14 protein-coding genes and 1 tRNA gene are annotated in these 16,133 nt (G+C 60.1%); all 15 read right to left on the reverse strand.

Annotated elements, in window-relative coordinates:
* Nucleotides 1–722 (reverse strand): elongation factor Tu (locus K419_RS0117845; protein WP_026842764.1); only part of this gene is annotated, 722 nt, incomplete at its 3' end.
* 33 nt (nt 723–755) lie between these two features.
* Nucleotides 756–2,834, reverse strand: coding sequence for an elongation factor G (fusA, locus tag K419_RS0117850; RefSeq protein WP_026842765.1), 2,079 nt, complete (start codon nt 2,832–2,834; stop codon nt 756–758).
* A 51-nt stretch (nt 2,835–2,885) separates the two neighbouring features.
* Nucleotides 2,886–3,356, reverse strand: a complete 471-nt coding sequence (rpsG, locus tag K419_RS0117855; RefSeq protein ID WP_015838552.1) for a 30S ribosomal protein S7 — start codon at nt 3,354–3,356, stop codon at nt 2,886–2,888.
* Nucleotides 3,357–3,379: 23 nt separating this feature from the next.
* On the reverse strand, nt 3,380–3,751 hold the full coding sequence (gene rpsL, locus K419_RS0117860) for a 30S ribosomal protein S12 (protein WP_012529361.1): 372 nt from the start codon (nt 3,749–3,751) through the stop codon (nt 3,380–3,382).
* Between the two features lie 161 nt (nt 3,752–3,912).
* The gene (gene rpoC / locus K419_RS0117865) at nt 3,913–8,061 is read right to left on the reverse strand and encodes a DNA-directed RNA polymerase subunit beta' (protein WP_026842766.1); all 4,149 of its coding nucleotides are present in this window, start codon (nt 8,059–8,061) and stop codon (nt 3,913–3,915) included.
* A 127-nt stretch (nt 8,062–8,188) separates the two neighbouring features.
* Nucleotides 8,189–12,304, reverse strand: coding sequence for a DNA-directed RNA polymerase subunit beta (gene rpoB, locus K419_RS0117870; RefSeq protein ID WP_026842767.1), 4,116 nt, complete (start codon nt 12,302–12,304; stop codon nt 8,189–8,191).
* A 164-nt stretch (nt 12,305–12,468) separates the two neighbouring features.
* A complete protein-coding gene (gene rplL, locus K419_RS0117875; RefSeq protein WP_012529358.1) occupies nt 12,469–12,849 on the reverse strand; it encodes a 50S ribosomal protein L7/L12 in 381 nt (126 codons plus the stop codon).
* A 59-nt stretch (nt 12,850–12,908) separates the two neighbouring features.
* Nucleotides 12,909–13,430 (reverse strand): 50S ribosomal protein L10, encoded by a 522-nt coding sequence (gene rplJ / locus K419_RS0117880; protein ID WP_012529357.1) that lies wholly within the window; start codon nt 13,428–13,430, stop codon nt 12,909–12,911.
* A 256-nt stretch (nt 13,431–13,686) separates the two neighbouring features.
* A complete protein-coding gene (gene rplA / locus K419_RS0117885) occupies nt 13,687–14,388 on the reverse strand; it encodes a 50S ribosomal protein L1 (RefSeq protein ID WP_026842768.1) in 702 nt (233 codons plus the stop codon).
* A gap of 21 nt (nt 14,389–14,409) precedes the next feature.
* Nucleotides 14,410–14,832, reverse strand: coding sequence for a 50S ribosomal protein L11 (gene rplK / locus K419_RS0117890; protein ID WP_012529355.1), 423 nt, complete (start codon nt 14,830–14,832; stop codon nt 14,410–14,412).
* A 65-nt stretch (nt 14,833–14,897) separates the two neighbouring features.
* Nucleotides 14,898–15,425, reverse strand: coding sequence for a transcription termination/antitermination protein NusG (gene nusG, locus K419_RS0117895; RefSeq protein WP_026842769.1), 528 nt, complete (start codon nt 15,423–15,425; stop codon nt 14,898–14,900).
* A gap of 11 nt (nt 15,426–15,436) precedes the next feature.
* A complete protein-coding gene (gene secE, locus K419_RS0117900; protein WP_015838557.1) occupies nt 15,437–15,622 on the reverse strand; it encodes a preprotein translocase subunit SecE in 186 nt (61 codons plus the stop codon).
* A 32-nt stretch (nt 15,623–15,654) separates the two neighbouring features.
* Nucleotides 15,655–15,731: transfer RNA gene (locus tag K419_RS0117905), tRNA-Trp, on the reverse strand.
* Between the two features lie 38 nt (nt 15,732–15,769).
* Complete coding sequence (gene rpmG, locus K419_RS0117910; RefSeq protein WP_012529352.1) at nt 15,770–15,922, reverse strand: 50S ribosomal protein L33; 153 nt, start codon at nt 15,920–15,922, stop codon at nt 15,770–15,772.
* An 88-nt stretch (nt 15,923–16,010) separates the two neighbouring features.
* Nucleotides 16,011–16,133, reverse strand: a 123-nt coding sequence (locus K419_RS23275; protein WP_084154271.1) for an EF-Tu C-terminal domain-related protein, incomplete at its 5' end; no start/stop codon positions are given.

Consider the following 16,133-nt stretch of genomic DNA (forward strand, 5'->3'; position numbering starts at 1 on the left):
ACTTTCACGATGCCGCGCTCGACACGGCCGGTGGCGACGGTACCGCGACCGGAGATGGAGAACACGTCCTCGACCGGCATCAGGAACGGCTTGTCGATGGCGCGAACCGGCTCCGGGATGTAGGTGTCGACAGCATCCATCAGCTTCATGATGGCCTGCTCGCCCAGCTCGCCGGTGTCGCCTTCGAGCCCTTTGAGAGCGGAACCCTTGATGATGGGGATATCGTCGCCCGGGAAGTCGTAGGAGGAGAGGAGTTCGCGAACTTCCAGCTCGACCAGCTCGAGGAGCTCTTCGTCGTCCACCATGTCGGCCTTGTTCAGGAACACGACGATGTAGGGGACGCCGACCTGACGCGCGAGCAGGATGTGCTCACGGGTCTGCGGCATCGGGCCGTCAGCTGCGGAAACAACCAGGATGGCGCCGTCCATCTGCGCCGCACCGGTGATCATGTTCTTTACGTAGTCGGCGTGGCCCGGGCAGTCAACGTGAGCGTAGTGACGCTTGTCGGTCTCGTACTCGACGTGGGCGGTCGCGATGGTGATACCGCGCTCGCGCTCTTCCGGTGCGTTGTCGATCTGGTCGAACGCCTTGAACTCGGCCTGGCCTTTGCCCGCGAGTACCTTGGTGATCGCCGCGGTCAGGGTAGTCTTGCCGTGGTCGACGTGGCCGATGGTGCCGATGTTAACGTGCGGCTTGGTTCTTTCAAATTTAGCTTTTGCCATTTCGGAATCCTCCTCGATAGGGAAATTGAATAATTAGCCTTTGACCTTCGCTACTATTTCCTCGGCGACCGACTTCGGCACCGGCTCGTAATGATCGAAGGTCATGGAGTACGTTGCACGACCCTGGGTTGCGGAACGCAGGTCGGTGGAGTAGCCGAACATCTGTGCCAGCGGCACCATCGATGCGACCACCTGTGCGCCTGCGCGCCCTTCCATGCCCATGATGCGGCCGCGGCGGGAGTTCAGGTCGCCGATGACGTCGCCCATGTACTCCTCCGGAACCACGACTTCCACCGACATGATCGGTTCCAGGATGATCGGGGAGGCCTTCTGGCAGCCTTCCTTGAAGCCCATGGAACCTGCGATCTTGAACGCCATCTCGGAGGAGTCGACCTCGTGATAGGAACCGTCGACCAGGGTGACCTTGATGTCGACGACCGGGAAGCCAGCCATGACGCCGTTGTCCAGCGCTTCCTTGATGCCCTTGTCGACAGCCGGGATGTACTCGCGGGGAACGACGCCGCCCTTGATGGCGTCGACGAACTCGTACCCCTTCCCTGCTTCCTGCGGCTCGACCTCGAGCCAGACGTGGCCAAACTGACCGCGACCGCCGGACTGGCGCACGAACTTCCCTTCCGCCTTGACCTTCTTGGTGATGGTCTCACGGTAGGCGACCTGCGGCTTGCCGACGTTCGCCTCTACCTTGAACTCACGGAACAGACGGTCGACGATGATCTCCAGGTGCAGCTCGCCCATGCCGGAGATGATGGTCTGGCCGGTCTCCTCGTCCGTCTTGACGCGGAAGGAGGGGTCCTCGGAAGCGAGCTTGCCGAGCGAGAGGCCCAGCTTTTCCTGGTCCGCCTTGGTCTTCGGCTCGATGGCGATGGAGATGACCGGCTCGGGGAACTCGATGGACTCGAGGATAACCGCATGGTCCTCGGCGCAGAGCGTGTCGCCCGTGGTGGTGTATTTCAGGCCTACCGCGGCGGCGATGTCGCCGGCGTAGACTTCCTTGATCTCTTCACGCTTGTTGGCGTGCATCTTCAGGATGCGGCCGATCCTCTCGCGCTTCCCCTTGGTGGCGTTGTACACGTAGGAGCCGGACTGGATCACGCCGGAGTAGACGCGGAAGAAGCAGAGCTGACCCACGAACGGGTCGGTCATGATCTTGAAGCCCAGAGCCGCGAACGGCTCGGAGTCGGAAGCATGGCGCTCGATCGGCGCGTCGGTGTTGGCGTCGACACCCTGGATGGCGGGGATGTCGGTCGGAGCCGGCATGTAGTCGAGGACGGCGTCAAGCAGGTTCTGAACGCCCTTGTTCTTGAAGGAGGAACCGCAAATCACGGGGCAGATCTTGATATCGAGGGTGCACTGGCGGATCGCCGCTTTAAGCTCCTCGTTGCTGATCTCCTCGCCGCCCAGGTATTTCTCCATCAAAACGTCGTCGTGGCTAGAGACTTCCTCGATCAGCGCGTCGCGGTATTCCTGAGCCTGCTCGACCAGGTCCGCCGGGATGTCGATGACGTCGTAGGTTGCGCCCATGGACTCGTCGTTCCAGACGATGCCCTTCATCAGGACAAGGTCGACCACGCCCTTGTAGTTCTCCTCAGAGCCGATCGGTATCTGCAGCGGCACCGGGTTCGCCTTGAGGCGGTCTTTGATCATGGCGACGCCACGGAAGAAGTCGGCACCGATACGGTCCATCTTGTTGATGAACGCGATGCGGGGGACGTGGTACTTGTCAGCCTGACGCCAGACGGTCTCGGACTGGGGCTCGACGCCACCGACCGAGCAGAAGACGGCGACAGCGCCGTCCAGAACACGCAGGGAGCGCTCGACCTCGATGGTGAAGTCGACGTGACCCGGGGTGTCGATGATGTTGATGCGATGATCCTTCCAGTTGCAGGTGGTAGCAGCGGAGGTGATGGTGATGCCACGCTCCTGCTCCTGCTCCATCCAGTCCATGGTAGCGGCGCCATCGTGGACTTCGCCGATCTTGTGGGAAACACCGGTGTAGTAGAGGATACGCTCCGTGGTGGTGGTCTTCCCTGCATCTATGTGAGCCATAATCCCGATATTACGGGTCATTTCCAACGAAACCTGACGTGCCACTTACAATCTCCTTCGAGTTGCTCTCTAACCCTTAATGTGTGCCGCCGGAAACTACCAGCGGTAGTGGGCGAAGGCGCGGTTGGCCTCTGCCATCTTGTGGGTATCCTCGCGCTTCTTCACCGCGGAACCGCGGTTGTTGTACGCGTCGAGGATCTCGCCGGCCAGCTTGTCGGTGACGGTCTTCTCGCTCCTGGCGTTGGAATACTTCACCAGCCAGCGCATTGCCAGGGAGACGCGGCGCTCGGGGCGCACTTCGACGGGAACCTGGTAGGTCGAACCGCCGACCCTGCGGGACTTGACTTCAAGCATCGGCTTGATGTTGTCCAGGCACTTCTTAAGCACCTTGACCGGCTCTTCGCCCGCCTTGCCGGCCGCGATTTCCATCGCTCCGTACAGGGCCTTCTCTGCGGTCGACTTCTTGCCGTCCAGCATGATTATATTGATGAGCTTGGCAACTACCCTATCCGCATACTTAGGATCCGGAAGAATTACCCGCTTGGCTACTTCTCTTCTTCTTGGCAAGTCAAACCTCTCACTTTAATCGGTTACTTGGGTCTTTTGGCCCCGTACTTCGAACGACTCTTCATCCGACCCTTGACGCCGACGGAGTCGAGCGTGCCGCGGACGATGTGGTAACGAACACCCGGAAGGTCCTTGACCCTGCCGCCCCTGATCAGGACGACGGAGTGCTCCTGGAGGTTGTGACCGACACCGGGAATGTAGGAGGTCACCTCAACGCCGTTGGTAAGCCTTACCCTCGCCACCTTGCGGAGTGCGGAGTTCGGTTTCTTCGGGGTTGTGGTGTAAACCCTGGTGCAAACGCCCCTCTTCTGCGGGCAGCTCCTGAGTGCCGGAGCAGTGGATTTATCACCCTTTGACTCCCGACCATGACGAATAAGCTGATTAATAGTTGGCATACATTCCTCTCACGCAATTCTTCCCGCAAAGGAGCTGGTCTCCCGGCGGAAGTGACGAAAATAACAGCGCATACGGCGCTTGTCAAGTTTTATTTTGAAAAAAGTGAGAAATCGGTCGGGGGATTCAGGGGAGCCCCTCTTCCTCCGACCGAGCATTCAGGCTAGGCTTCTTCTTCGTAGATTTCTTCATCTTCCGGTTCTACTGGCTCCGGAATGATTACTGGCTCCTCAGCAACCATGCGCAGGTTGCGGTAAAGAGCCAATCCCGTTCCCGCCGGGATCAAGCGGCCCATAATCACGTTCTCTTTGAGACCGCGAAGACTATCGACCTTACCTTCAATCGAAGCCTGTGTCAATACTTTTGTTGTCTCCTGGAAGGAGGCAGCAGAAATAAATGACTCAGTGGAGAGGGAAGCTTTCGTTATGCCAAGGAGCAATGACTCAGCGGTCGCAGGACGCCCGCCTTTCTCCATCGCTTTTTCGTTTTCTTCCTCAAAGACCCAGCGCTCGATCTGATCGTCGATGAGCAGATTGGTGTCGCCCACGTCCTTGACCCTGACGCGGCGCAGCATCTGACGTACGATGGTCTCGATGTGCTTGTCGTTGATCTTGACGCCCTGGAGTCGATACACCTCCTGAACCTCGTCGACCAGGTACTTGGCCAGTTCTTTCTGGCCGAGGACGCGCAGGATGTCGTGCGGGTTCGAGGAGCCGTCCATGAGCGCCTCACCGGCGCGGACATGGTCCCCCTCATGGACGCTGATGTGCTTCCCTTTGGGGATCAGGTACTCCTTCGGCTCGCCGAGCTCCGGGGTGACCAGTACCTTGCGCTTGCCTTTGGCATCCTTGCCGAAGGCGACCACGCCGTCGATCTCGGTGATGACCGCGAAGTCCTTGGGCTTTCTCGCCTCGAAGAGCTCGGCGACGCGCGGCAGACCGCCGGTGATGTCCTTGGTCTTGGTGGTTTCGCGCGGGATCTTGGCGATCACGTCGCCTGCGTTCACCTCGATGTCTTCCAGCACGTTGATGTTGGAGCCGACCGGGAGGTAGTAGCGGGCCAGAAGGTTCTCGCCGATCTTCGCGGTCTTGCCGCTCTCGTCCTTGATGGTGATGCGCGGGCGCTTGTCGGCGTCGCGGGTCTCGATGATGACCTTCCTGGAGAGGCCGGTGACTTCGTCGACCTGCTCCTCCATGGTGACCCCCTCGATGACGTCCCCGAACTTGACCCGGCCGGCGATCTCGGTGAGGATCGGCATGGTGTACGGGTCCCACTCGGCGACCGACTGCCCCTGGGTCACCTTCTCTTGCGGGCTCACCTTGATCTTCGCACCGTAAACGACGCCATACTTCTCGCGCTCGCGCCCGGTCTCGTCCACGATGGCGAGCTCGCCGTTGCGGTTCATGACGATGTGGTGCCCTTCCGAGTTGGTGACGTAGTTGATGTTGATGAACTTGGCGAAACCCTCGTTTCTCGCCTCCAACGCGGTCTGCTCGGCGCGCCTCGAAGCCGTACCACCGATGTGGAAGGTACGCATGGTGAGCTGGGTTCCCGGCTCCCCGATGGACTGGGCGGCGATGACGCCGACCGCCTCGCCGCGGTTCACCAGGTGGCCGCGTGCCAGGTCGCGGCCGTAGCACTTGGCGCAGATGCCGCGGCGGCTCTCGCAGGTGAGCACCGAGCGGATCTTCACCTTCTCGAGGCCGGCGGCTTCGATCTTCGCCACCAGCGTCTCGTCGATCTCCTCGTTGGCCGGGACCAGCACGTCGCCGGTGACCGGGTCGAGGATGTCGTCAAGAGCCACGCGCCCGAGGATACGGTCGCCGATGTGCTCGATCACCTCGCCACCCTCGGTGAGGGAGGAGACGGTGAGCCCGTCGATGGTGCCGCAGTCAGCCTCGGTGATGATGGCGTCCTGCGCGACGTCGACCAGACGGCGGGTGAGGTAACCGGAGTTCGCCGTCTTGAGCGCGGTATCGGCCAGACCCTTGCGCGCGCCGTGGGTGGAGATGAAGTACTGGAGCACGGTGAGGCCTTCGCGGAAGTTCGCCGTGATCGGGGTCTCGATGATCTCGCCGGAAGGCTTGGCCATGAGTCCCCTCATACCTGCCAGCTGGCGGATCTGCTGTGCGCTACCCCTTGCGCCCGAGTCGGCCATCATGTGGATCGCGTTGAAGGAGGGGACCTTCACTTCTTTGCCTTCCGGATCGAGGATGGTGTCGCGGGAGAGGTTGTCCAGCATCTCCTTGGCGATGTCCTCGGTGGATTTCGCCCAGATGTCGATGACCTTGTTGTAGCGCTCGCCGTCGGTGATGAGACCCTCGGTGTACTGGTTCTGGATCTCCTGCACCTCTTCGGTGGCGCGGTTGATGATGGCGGGCTTTCCTTCCGGGATGACCATGTCGTTGATCGAGATGGAGATGCCGGCTTTGGCCGCATAACGGAAACCGATCGCCTTCAGCTTGTCGGCGAGGATGACCGTCTCCTTGTTCCCGGCCAGACGGTAGCAGACGTCCACCAGGTTGGAGAGTTCCTTCTTGGTCATGACCTTGTTGATGGTCGCATACGGCACGGCATCCGGCAGGATGTCGCGCAAAAGCACGCGGCCGGTGGTGGTCTCGATCAGGGTCGGCTTCTCGTCCGAGACGAGGTTCTTCATCCTGACCTTGATACGCGCCTGCAGGTGGATCTCACCCGCGTCCCAGGCGATGTTGACCTCGTCCGGGGAGGCGAAGATCTTCCCTTCCCCGAGCGCGAAGTGCTTCTCGCGGGTCATGTAGTAGATCCCGAGAACCATGTCCTGCGACGGCACGATGATCGGCTTGCCGTGCGCCGGCGACAGGATGTTGTTGGTCGACATCATGAGGACGCGCGCCTCCACCTGGCTCTCAACCGAGAGGGGGAGGTGGACGGCCATCTGGTCGCCGTCGAAGTCTGCGTTGAAGGCGGTGCAGACCAGCGGGTGGAGCTGGATCGCCTTCCCTTCGATGAGCACCGGCTCGAAAGCCTGGATGCCCAAGCGGTGCAGGGTCGGGGCGCGGTTCAGCAGAACCGGGTGCTCCTTGATGACCTCCTCGAGCACGTCCCAGACTTCCGGTTTCTCCTTCTCCACCATCTTCTTGGCGCTCTTGATGGTGGTGACGAAACCGCGCTCCTCGAGCTTGTTGTAGATGAACGGCTTGAAGAGCTCGAGGGCCATCTTCTTCGGCAGACCGCACTGGTGCAGGCGAAGCTCCGGACCGACGACGATAACGGAACGGCCGGAGTAGTCGACACGCTTACCGAGGAGGTTTTGGCGGAAGCGGCCGGATTTCCCTTTGAGCATGTCGGAGAGGGACTTGAGCGGACGCTTGTTGGGGCCTGCGATGGCGCGGCCGCGGCGGCCGTTGTCGAACAGCGCGTCGACAGCCTCCTGCAGCATGCGCTTCTCGTTCCTGATGATGACCTCGGGGGCCTGCAGTTCCATCAGGCGCTTCAAGCGGTTGTTGCGGTTGATGACGCGGCGGTACAGGTCGTTCAGGTCGCTCGTGGCGAAGCGGCCGCCGTCGAGGGGGACCAGCGGACGGAGCTCAGGCGGCAGGACCGGGATGCACTCGAGGATCATCCACTCGGGCTTGTTGCCGGAGTTTTTGAAGGCCTCGATGACCTTCAGGCGCTTGGCGGTCTTCTTGCGCTTGGCCTCGCTTGTAGCCTCCTGCATCTCGATGCGGAGCTGCTCGGAGAGCTGGTCCAGGTCCATGGAGGTGAGGCAGGTGCGGATCGCAGCGGCGCCCATGCCGGCCTCGAAGCCGTAGCTGTATTCCTCCAGCGCCTTCTGGTACTGGTCCTCGGAGAAGACGGTACCGAAGGCAAGGCCGGTGTCCTTCGGGTCGGTCACCACGTAGGCCTCGAAGTAGAGCACCTTCTCGAGGTCCTTGAGCGTGATGTCCATCAGGTTGCCGATCCTGGACGGGAGCGACTTCAGGAACCAGATGTGTGCCACAGGGGTGGCCAGGTCGATGTGCCCCAGGCGCTCGCGGCGCACCTTGGAGGGGATGACCTCGACGCCGCACTTCTCGCAGACGATGCCGCGGTGCTTCATGCGCTTGTACTTGCCGCAGTTGCACTCGTAGTCCTTGGTCGGTCCGAAGATCTTGGCGCAGAAGAGGCCGTCGCGCTCCGGCTTGAAGGTACGGTAGTTGATGGTTTCCGGCTTCTTAACTTCCCCGAAGGAACGCTCGCGGATCTTGTCCGGCGAGGAGATCGAGATCTTGATGGAAGAGAAGTGGAGCGGGTCCTTCGGCTTATCGAAAAAGTTAAAGATGTCTTCCAAAATATATTCCTCCTTAGTAGTAGGAGTTACGTAATCAGATTAAGAGGCCGTTCAACGTTCCGCGTTCAACGTTCGGCGAAAAACCGGCAGTGGGTTTAAACGCCGAACGTTGAACGTAGAACAGTTTTTAGTCCTCGTCGCCTTCCAGGAGTTCCACGTCGAGGCCAAGGGACTGAAGTTCCTTGATGAGGACGTTGAACGACTCGGGCAGGCCCGGCTCAAGGGTGTGCTTCCCTTTGACGATGGCCTCGTACATCCTGGTGCGGCCGGCCACGTCGTCGGACTTGACGGTGAGGAATTCCTGCAGCGCATATGCGGCGCCGTAGGCCTCCATCGCCCAGACCTCCATCTCCCCGAGCCTCTGACCGCCGAACTGCGCCTTGCCCCCCAGCGGCTGCTGGGTGACCAGGGAGTAGGGCCCGATGCTCCTCGCGTGGATCTTGTCGTCGACCAGGTGGTGCAGCTTCAGGAAGTACATGATCCCGACGGTGACCTGGTGCATGAACTTGTCGCCGCTCTTGCCGTCGTAGAGGGTGACCTGACCGGTGGTGCTGAAGCCTGCATGGGTCAGCATCGACTGTATCGACTCTTCGCTCGCACCCTCGAAGACCGGCGACGACATGGGGATGCCGCGCTTGAGGCGTCTTGCCAGGTTGAGGAGCTCCTCACCCTCCAGAGTATCGAGGAAGCGGTCCATTTCCGGGTTGTCGTACGCCCCTTTCAGGAACCTCTTGATCTCATCGTGCGGGGCGTTCTTCTCGAGGAACTCCTCGATCTTCCAGCCGAGCCCCTTGGCGCCCCAGCCGAGGTGCATCTCGAGGATCTGCCCCACGTTCATACGGGAAGGTACGCCCAGCGGGTTCAGCACGATCTCTACCGGACGGCCGTCTTCCATGTACGGCATGTCCTCTTCCGGAAGGATCCTGGAAACGACGCCCTTGTTACCGTGGCGGCCCGCCATCTTGTCGCCCACCTGGAGCTTACGCTTGATGGCTATGTAGACCTTGACCATCTTGATGACGCCCGGCGGCAGATCGTCGCCGCGGCGCAGCTTCTGCACCTTGTCGTCGAAGACGTACTTGATGATGTCGATCTGCTGGTTCAGCGTGGAGAGCGTCTGGGCCACTTTCTCGTCGATGGTGTCGTCGTCGGCGATGGAGATCTCGTCCCAGCGGTCCATGGAGAACGATTTCAGCATCTCCTCGGTGATGGCCGCCCCTTTCGGGATCAGCACCTTGCCGTCGGTCCCTTCTATCTTCACTGCGGCGGTCTTGCCCACCAGCAGTTTCTTCAGCTTCCCGATAGCCGAATCGCGGATGATCCGGATCTCGTCCTGCTCGTCTTTCCGAAGCCGCATCTCCTCGGCCTTCTCGATGATCTCGGTACGGGCGTCCTTGTCGGCACCCTTACGGGAGAAGATCTTGGCGCCGATGACGGTACCTTCCACCCCCGGCGGTACTCTGAGCGAGGTGTCGCGCACGTCGCCCGCCTTCTCGCCGAAGATGGCGCGCAGGAGTTTCTCTTCCGGGGAGAGCTGGGTCTCGCCCTTGGGAGTGATCTTGCCGACCAGGATGTCGCCCGGACGGACTTCAGCGCCGATCCTGATGATGCCCGACTCGTCCAGGTCCTTCAGGGTCTCTTCGCCCAGGTTCGGGATGTCGGAGGTGATCTCCTCCTTGCCGAGCTTGGTGTCGCGGGCCACGGCCTCGAACTCCTCGATGTGGATCGAGGTGTAGCGGTCGTCTTTTACCAGGCGCTCCGAGATGAGGATGGAGTCCTCGTAGTTGTAGCCGCCCCACGGCATGAACGCGATCAGCACGTTCTGCCCCAAAGCCAGCTCGCCCATGTCGGTGGAGGGGCCGTCGGCGATGATGTCGCCGGCCTTCACGTGGTCGCCTACCTTCACCACCGGCCTCTGATTGATGCAGGTGTTCTGGTTGGAGCGTGCGAACTTGATCAGGTTGTAGATGTCGACGCCGGTGCCGGTCGCGTCGTACTGGTCCTCGTCGATTTTCACGACGATGCGGGAGGCATCGACGCTCTCGACTACCCCGTTATGGCGGGCAACCGAGGAAACACCGGAGTCGCGTGCGACGACGCGCTCCATCCCGGTACCGACCAGCGGTGAGTCGGCGCGCAAAAGCGGCACGGCCTGGCGCTGCATGTTGGAACCCATCAGCGCGCGGTTCGCGTCGTCGTTCTCGAGGAACGGGATCAGCGATGCCGCGACGGAAACCAGCTGCATCGGGGCCACGTCCATAAGCTCCAGCTCGTCGCGTCCCACGAGGACGAACTCGCCGGATTTCCTGGCCGAGATGTAGTCGGCTGCGAAGCGCCCGTCTTTATCGATCTCGGCGTTGGCCTGGGCGATGGCGTGCCCTTCCTCCTCGAGAGCCGAGAAGAAGCGGACCTCGTCGGTCACCTTCCCTTCACTGACCACGCGGTACGGCGTCTCGACGAAGCCGTGCTCGTTGATGCGGGCATAGGTGGAGAGCGAGGCGATGAGACCGATGTTCGGACCCTCAGGGGTCTCGATCGGGCAGACGCGGCCGTAGTGGGTCGGGTGTACGTCGCGGACTTCGAAGCCCGCGCGCTCGCGGGTAAGGCCCCCCGGTCCCAGAGCCGAGAGACGGCGCTTGTGCGTGACCTCGGAGAGCGGGTTGGTCTGGTCCATGAACTGGGAGAGCTGCGAGGAGCCGAAGAACTCCTTCACTACCGCGGAGACCGGCTTGGAGTTGATCAGGTCGTGCGGCATCAGGTTCTCGACTTCCTGCAGGCTCATGCGCTCCTTGATGGCGCGCTCCATCCTGACCAGGCCGATGCGGTACTGGTTTTCCAAAAGCTCGCCCACGGCGCGGACGCGACGGTTGCCCAGGTGGTCGATGTCGTCGATGTTCCCCTTGCCGTTTTTCAGCTCGATCAGGTAGCGCACCACCTCGAGGATGTCCTCGCGGGTGAGCGTCATGCAGTCAAGCGGCACGTCCACGCCCAGCTTGTAGTTGAGCTTCAGGCGGCCGACGGCGGAGAGGTCGTAGCGCTCCGCGTTGAAGAACAGGTTCTCGAAGAGAACCAGCGCGCTCTTAAGCGTCGGCGGGTCGCCCGGACGCAGACGGCGGTAGATCTCGATCAGCGCCTCGTCGGTGGAGCCGATCTTGTCGATCAGGATGGTGTCGCGGAAGCTGGAGGTGACGTGCAGGTTGTCGATGAAGAGCACCTGGAAGGTGGTGATCCCCTTCTGGGTGATCTCCTCGAGTTTGGCCGGGGTGAGTTCCTCGTTGCACTCCACGATGATCTCGCCGGTAGCCGGGTCGTAGATGTCGTGCGAAGCGACCTTTGCTACCACCTCCTCCTCGGAGATGGGGATCTCCTTGATCCCGTGCTCGGCCATCTTCCTGAGCGCCGCCTTGGTGAACTTGCGGTTCGCCTTGAGGATCACCTCGCCGGTAGCCGGGTCGACGATGTCAGCGGTAGCCTTCTGGTTCGAGAGAAGCTCGGCGTCAGCGAGCTTGGTCATGGCGCCGTTGTCGCCGACCTTTACCTCTTCGGACTTGTAGAAGTAGTTGATCAGCGCGTCATTGGAGTAGCCGAGCGCCTTGAGGAGCACGGTGGCCGGCATCTTGCGCCGTCTGTCTATGCGAACATAAAGGATGTCTTTATGGTCAAATTCAAAGTCAAGCCACGAGCCGCGGTACGGAATCACGCGAGCGGAGTAGAGCACCTTGCCGCTGGAGTGGGTCTTCCCTTTGTCGTGGTCGTAGAAAACGCCCGGAGAGCGGTGCAGCTGGCTCACGATGACGCGCTCGGTGCCGTTTATGATAAAGGTCCCGTTGTCGGTCATCAGCGGGATTTCGCCGAAATAAACCTCCTGCTCCTTGATGTCGCGGATCGATCTGGTACCGGGGTCCTTCGCCACATCCCACACCACCAGCCTCACCTTCACCTTCATCGGGGCCGCGAAGGTCATCCCGCGCTGGTGGCACTCCTCCACGTCGTACTTGGGCGCGCCGAGCGAATACGATACGTACTCAAGCGAGGCGGTGTCGCTGAAGTCCCTGATCGGGAAGACGCTGCGGAAAACGGCCTCGAGGCCGGAGTTTTTGCGTGCGTCTACTGGGGTGTCTAGTTGGAGGAATCTCTTATAGGAATTTTTCTGGATGTCGATGAGGTTCGGTATGTCGATGATCTTGTGGATCTTGGCGAAGTTCTTGCGCAACAGGGGGTTATTCGCGATTGAATAAGCCATATCTTCTCCTTGTGGTGAACGCCTTGGAAGACCTCCACCCCCTTGAATTTCCTGCTGTGGTAGTTGTGGCGGGTACAGCGGGGTGAAGCGGCCTCAAACTAAAATAGAACAGCCAAGGCCGCATGAAGCGACCTTGGCTTTGGTAAAGATCGGTGCAGGACTACTTATTTCACTTCCACTTCTGCGCCTGCCTCGACCAGCTGCTTCTGTGCGTCGGCAGCTTCTTCTTTGGAGATGCCAGTCTTGACCGGCTGCGGTGCGCCGTCGACCAGGTCCTTGGCTTCTTTGAGGCCCAGGGAGGTGAGGCCGCGGACGACCTTGATGACTGCGATCTTGTTGGCGCCAGCGGCCTTCAGGATGACGTCGAACTCGGTCTTCTCTTCAGCGGACTCAGCCGGGCCGGCAGCCGGGCCTGCAGCAGCGACAGCAACCGGAGCTGCTGCGGAAACGCCGAACTTCTCCTCGAGCTCTTTCACGAGGTTAGCAAGTTCGAGGACGGACATGTTTTCGATGAAGCTGATTACTTCTTCTTTGGTGATAGCCATTTCTTTATTCCTCCACAGAATATTTTAGATGGTTGAGCGAAAGTGTGTGTGAACTGCGACTAGGCTTCTTTCTGCGCGCGGATCGCGTCCAGCGCGCGTACAAAGCCGCCCGGGACTGCTGCCAGAACGCGTACGAAGTTGCTTGCCGGGGCCTGCATGCTGCCCAGCATCTTGGCGATAAGCACTTCGCGGCTCGGCAGGTCTGCCAGAGCCTGAATGTCAGCCACGTTGATGGTCTTGCCGGTGAGCACGCCGGCTTTCAAGGTAAACGGGTTGGTGTTTTCCTTGTTGAAGCGGGACAGCACCTTGGCCGCTGCGACGGGATCGTCGTAGCAAAGAGCGATAGCCGTAGGGCCGGCGTAGTAGGGGTTGAGCCCTTCCTTGTCGGTCCCTTTGGAAGCGATCTCGAGCAGGGTGTTCTTGACGACCTTGTACTCGGCGTTCGCTTTCCTGAGCTCGTTTCTGAGCTCAGTGGCCTGGCCGACGTTCATCCCGCGGAAATCCGCGAGAAAGACCGCCTGGGCCCTCTGGAGCTTGTCGTGCATCTCGGCAACAAGTTCTTGTTTGTTTTCCTTATTCAAGCGCCTTCCTCCTTTCTTTTGGTATACGGGTACGGAACCCCGCCAAAGTCAGGAAGTTGCGGGAACATGCATTGTCGCGCAACGTCTTGCAAGTCTCGGTTGGCCGCCGTGAAGCGTTTAACCCCAAAGGCAGATTAAGATAAAGATTGAGATTAAGGAGAAGCTCAAGCTTTTCTCAATCTCAATCTGTTTCTCTCTCAATCTGTCTTTCAGGCACCTACTGTCTTTGACTTTGGCTTTACTGCTTTGCTGCTATTTATTTCAAGATCGCGCTGATGTCAGCGAGATCGATGTTGACGCCCGGGCCCATGGTGGAAGATACGGAGACCTTCTTCATGTAGGTACCCTTGGCAGCAGCCGGCTTCGCCTTCTGGAGGGCTTCCACCAGTGCGACCACGTTCTGCTTCAGCACGTCGGCGGCGAAGGAGACCTTCCCTACCGGGGCGTGAACGATACCGGCCTTCTCGACGCGGAACTCGACCTTACCGGACTTGGACTCCTTGATGGCGCGGGCGAGATCGAAGGTCACGGTGCCGACCTTCGGGTTCGGCATCAGGCCGCGGGGACCGAGGAGCTTACCGATCTTGCCGACCACACCCATCATGTCCGGGGTGGCGATGGCGGTGTCGAACTCGAACCACCCGCCCTGGATCTTGGCGACCAGGTCGTCGGCACCCACGTAATCGGCGCCGGCCTCGCGGGCCTCCTTCTCCTTCTCGCCCTTGGCGAAGACCAAGACGCGGACGTCCTTGCCCAGGCCGTTCGGGAGCACCACTGCGCCGCGGACCATCTGGTCGGCGTGACGGGGATCGACGCCCAGCTTCACTACGAGGTCGACGGTCTCGTCGAACTTGGCGAATGCCGCGCCTTTAACCAGCTCAAGGCCGTCCGCGAGGGGATAGGTTTTGGTCCTGTCGACCTTGGCGCGAGCCTCTTTAAGCTTCTTTGACATAGACATTTCTAGTTACCCTCTCTTTACTTAAACTATTTCAACGCCCATGCTGCGCGCGGTGCCTTCGATGGTCTTCATGGCAGCCTCAAGGCTGGCTGCGTTGAGGTCGGGCATCTTCTTGGTAGCGATCTCGCGGACCTGGTCCTTGGTGAGCTTGCCGACCTTGGTCTTGTTGGGGACCGCGGAGCCGCTCTGGAGGCCGAGAGCCTTCTTGATGAGAACCGGAGCCGGCGGGGTCTTGGTGATGAAGGTGAAGGACCTGTCAGCGTAGACGGTGATGACGACCGGGGTGATGGTACCCTCGTCGGCCTGGGTCTTCGCGTTGAATGCCTTGCAGAACTCCATGATGTTGACGCCGTGCTGACCGAGTGCGGGACCGATCGGGGGAGAGGGGTTAGCCTTTCCTGCGGGTACCTGCAGCTTTATATAACCGGTGATTTTTTTCGCCATTTTCCTACTCCTTTATCATTCCTTCGAACTGCCTGAAGCGTCTTATAGGTAACAGAGGGATCCCCCTACTGCTTTTCTACCTGCATGAACTCGAGCTCGACCGGGGTGGCGCGCCCGAAGATGCTGACCATGACCTTGAGTTTCCCCTTGTCGGGCTTCACGTCCTCGACCACGCCGGAGAAGTTGAGGAAAGGACCGTCGATGACCCGCACCGTCTCGCCTACCTCGAAGAGAACCTTCGGGCGGGGCTTCTCGGCGCCCTCTTCCATCCTCCTGGTGATCTTGGAGACTTCGTCGTCCGGGATCGGGAAGGGGTTGTTGCCTCCGACGAACCCGGTCACTTTCGCGGTCTCTTTGACCACGTGCCAGGTGTCGTCGTTCAATTCCATGTTGACCAGGATGTAGCCGGGGAAGAACTTCCTAGACGAAGTCTTCTTCTCCCCTTTTTTCAGTTCGACGACGGTTTCGCACGGGATCAGGATCTCGCCGAAGAACTCCTCCATCTCGAGGTTCTTGATGCGCTCAGCAAGCGAGAGCCGCACCTTGTTCTCGAATCCGGAGTAGGTGTGTACGCCGTACCATTTATGTGCCATTTGTCAGTCCTCTAGCGGAGTATCGACCTGATGAGCTTTGTAAGGACCACGTCGCAGGCGCCAAGATATAAAGAGATGATCACGATGATGACGACAACTACCTGAGCTGTAGAGATGGTCTCCTTGCGGGTCGGCCAAGTCACCTTGGCAAGCTCCGCCTGTACATCCTCAAAAAAAGTCTTGGCTTTAGCGAGCACTTGTCACTCCCCACTTGGTGAAATCAAAAAAATGGCAGGCCAGGAGGGATTCGAACCCCCAACACCCGGTTTTGGAGACCGGTGCTCTAGCCGTTAGAGCTACTGGCCTGCGGCGGGGATCCCAAAGAGCCGGGATCCCAAACTGAACTATTTAGTTTCCTTGTGCAGAGTGTGCTTCTGGCAGAAACGGCAGTACTTGTTGAACTCCAGCTTCTGCGGCGTATTTTTCTTGTTCTTAGTGGTCGTATAGTTACGCTGTTTGCACTCGGTGCAACCAAGGGTGATGATGTCTCTAGGCATGTCTTTGTGTCCTTTTCAAACTAATTTAAAAAGAGCATCGCGTTTCGCACCGGGGGAAGCCGGCAGCGAAACGCGCGCTCGATGTACCTTACTCGATGATGGAGGCTACGACGCCGGCGCCGACGGTGCGGCCGCCTTCGCGGATTGCGAAGCGCAGGCCTTCGTCCATGGCGATCGGGGTGATCAGGTTGACGGTCACCGAGACGTTGTC

It is taken from the genome of Citrifermentans bremense R1, assembly GCF_000426865.1.
GTDB lineage: Bacteria > Desulfobacterota > Desulfuromonadia > Geobacterales > Geobacteraceae > Geomonas > Geomonas bremensis.

Excerpts from the sequence above, each read along its gene's own strand:
- rpmG (WP_012529352.1), bottom strand. The coding sequence starts at position 15,922 with ATGCCTAGAGACATCATCACCCTTGGTTGCACCGAGTGCAAACAGCGT.
- rpsL (WP_012529361.1), bottom strand. The coding sequence starts at position 3,751 with ATGCCAACTATTAATCAGCTTATTCGTCATGGTCGGGAGTCAAAGGGT.
- rpoB (WP_026842767.1), bottom strand. The coding sequence starts at position 12,304 with ATGGCTTATTCAATCGCGAATAACCCCCTGTTGCGCAAGAACTTCGCC.
- rplK (WP_012529355.1), bottom strand. The coding sequence starts at position 14,832 with ATGGCGAAAAAAATCACCGGTTATATAAAGCTGCAGGTACCCGCAGGA.
- rplL (WP_012529358.1), bottom strand. The coding sequence starts at position 12,849 with ATGGCTATCACCAAAGAAGAAGTAATCAGCTTCATCGAAAACATGTCC.
- nusG (WP_026842769.1), bottom strand. The coding sequence starts at position 15,425 with ATGGCACATAAATGGTACGGCGTACACACCTACTCCGGATTCGAGAAC.
- rplA (WP_026842768.1), bottom strand. The coding sequence starts at position 14,388 with ATGTCTATGTCAAAGAAGCTTAAAGAGGCTCGCGCCAAGGTCGACAGG.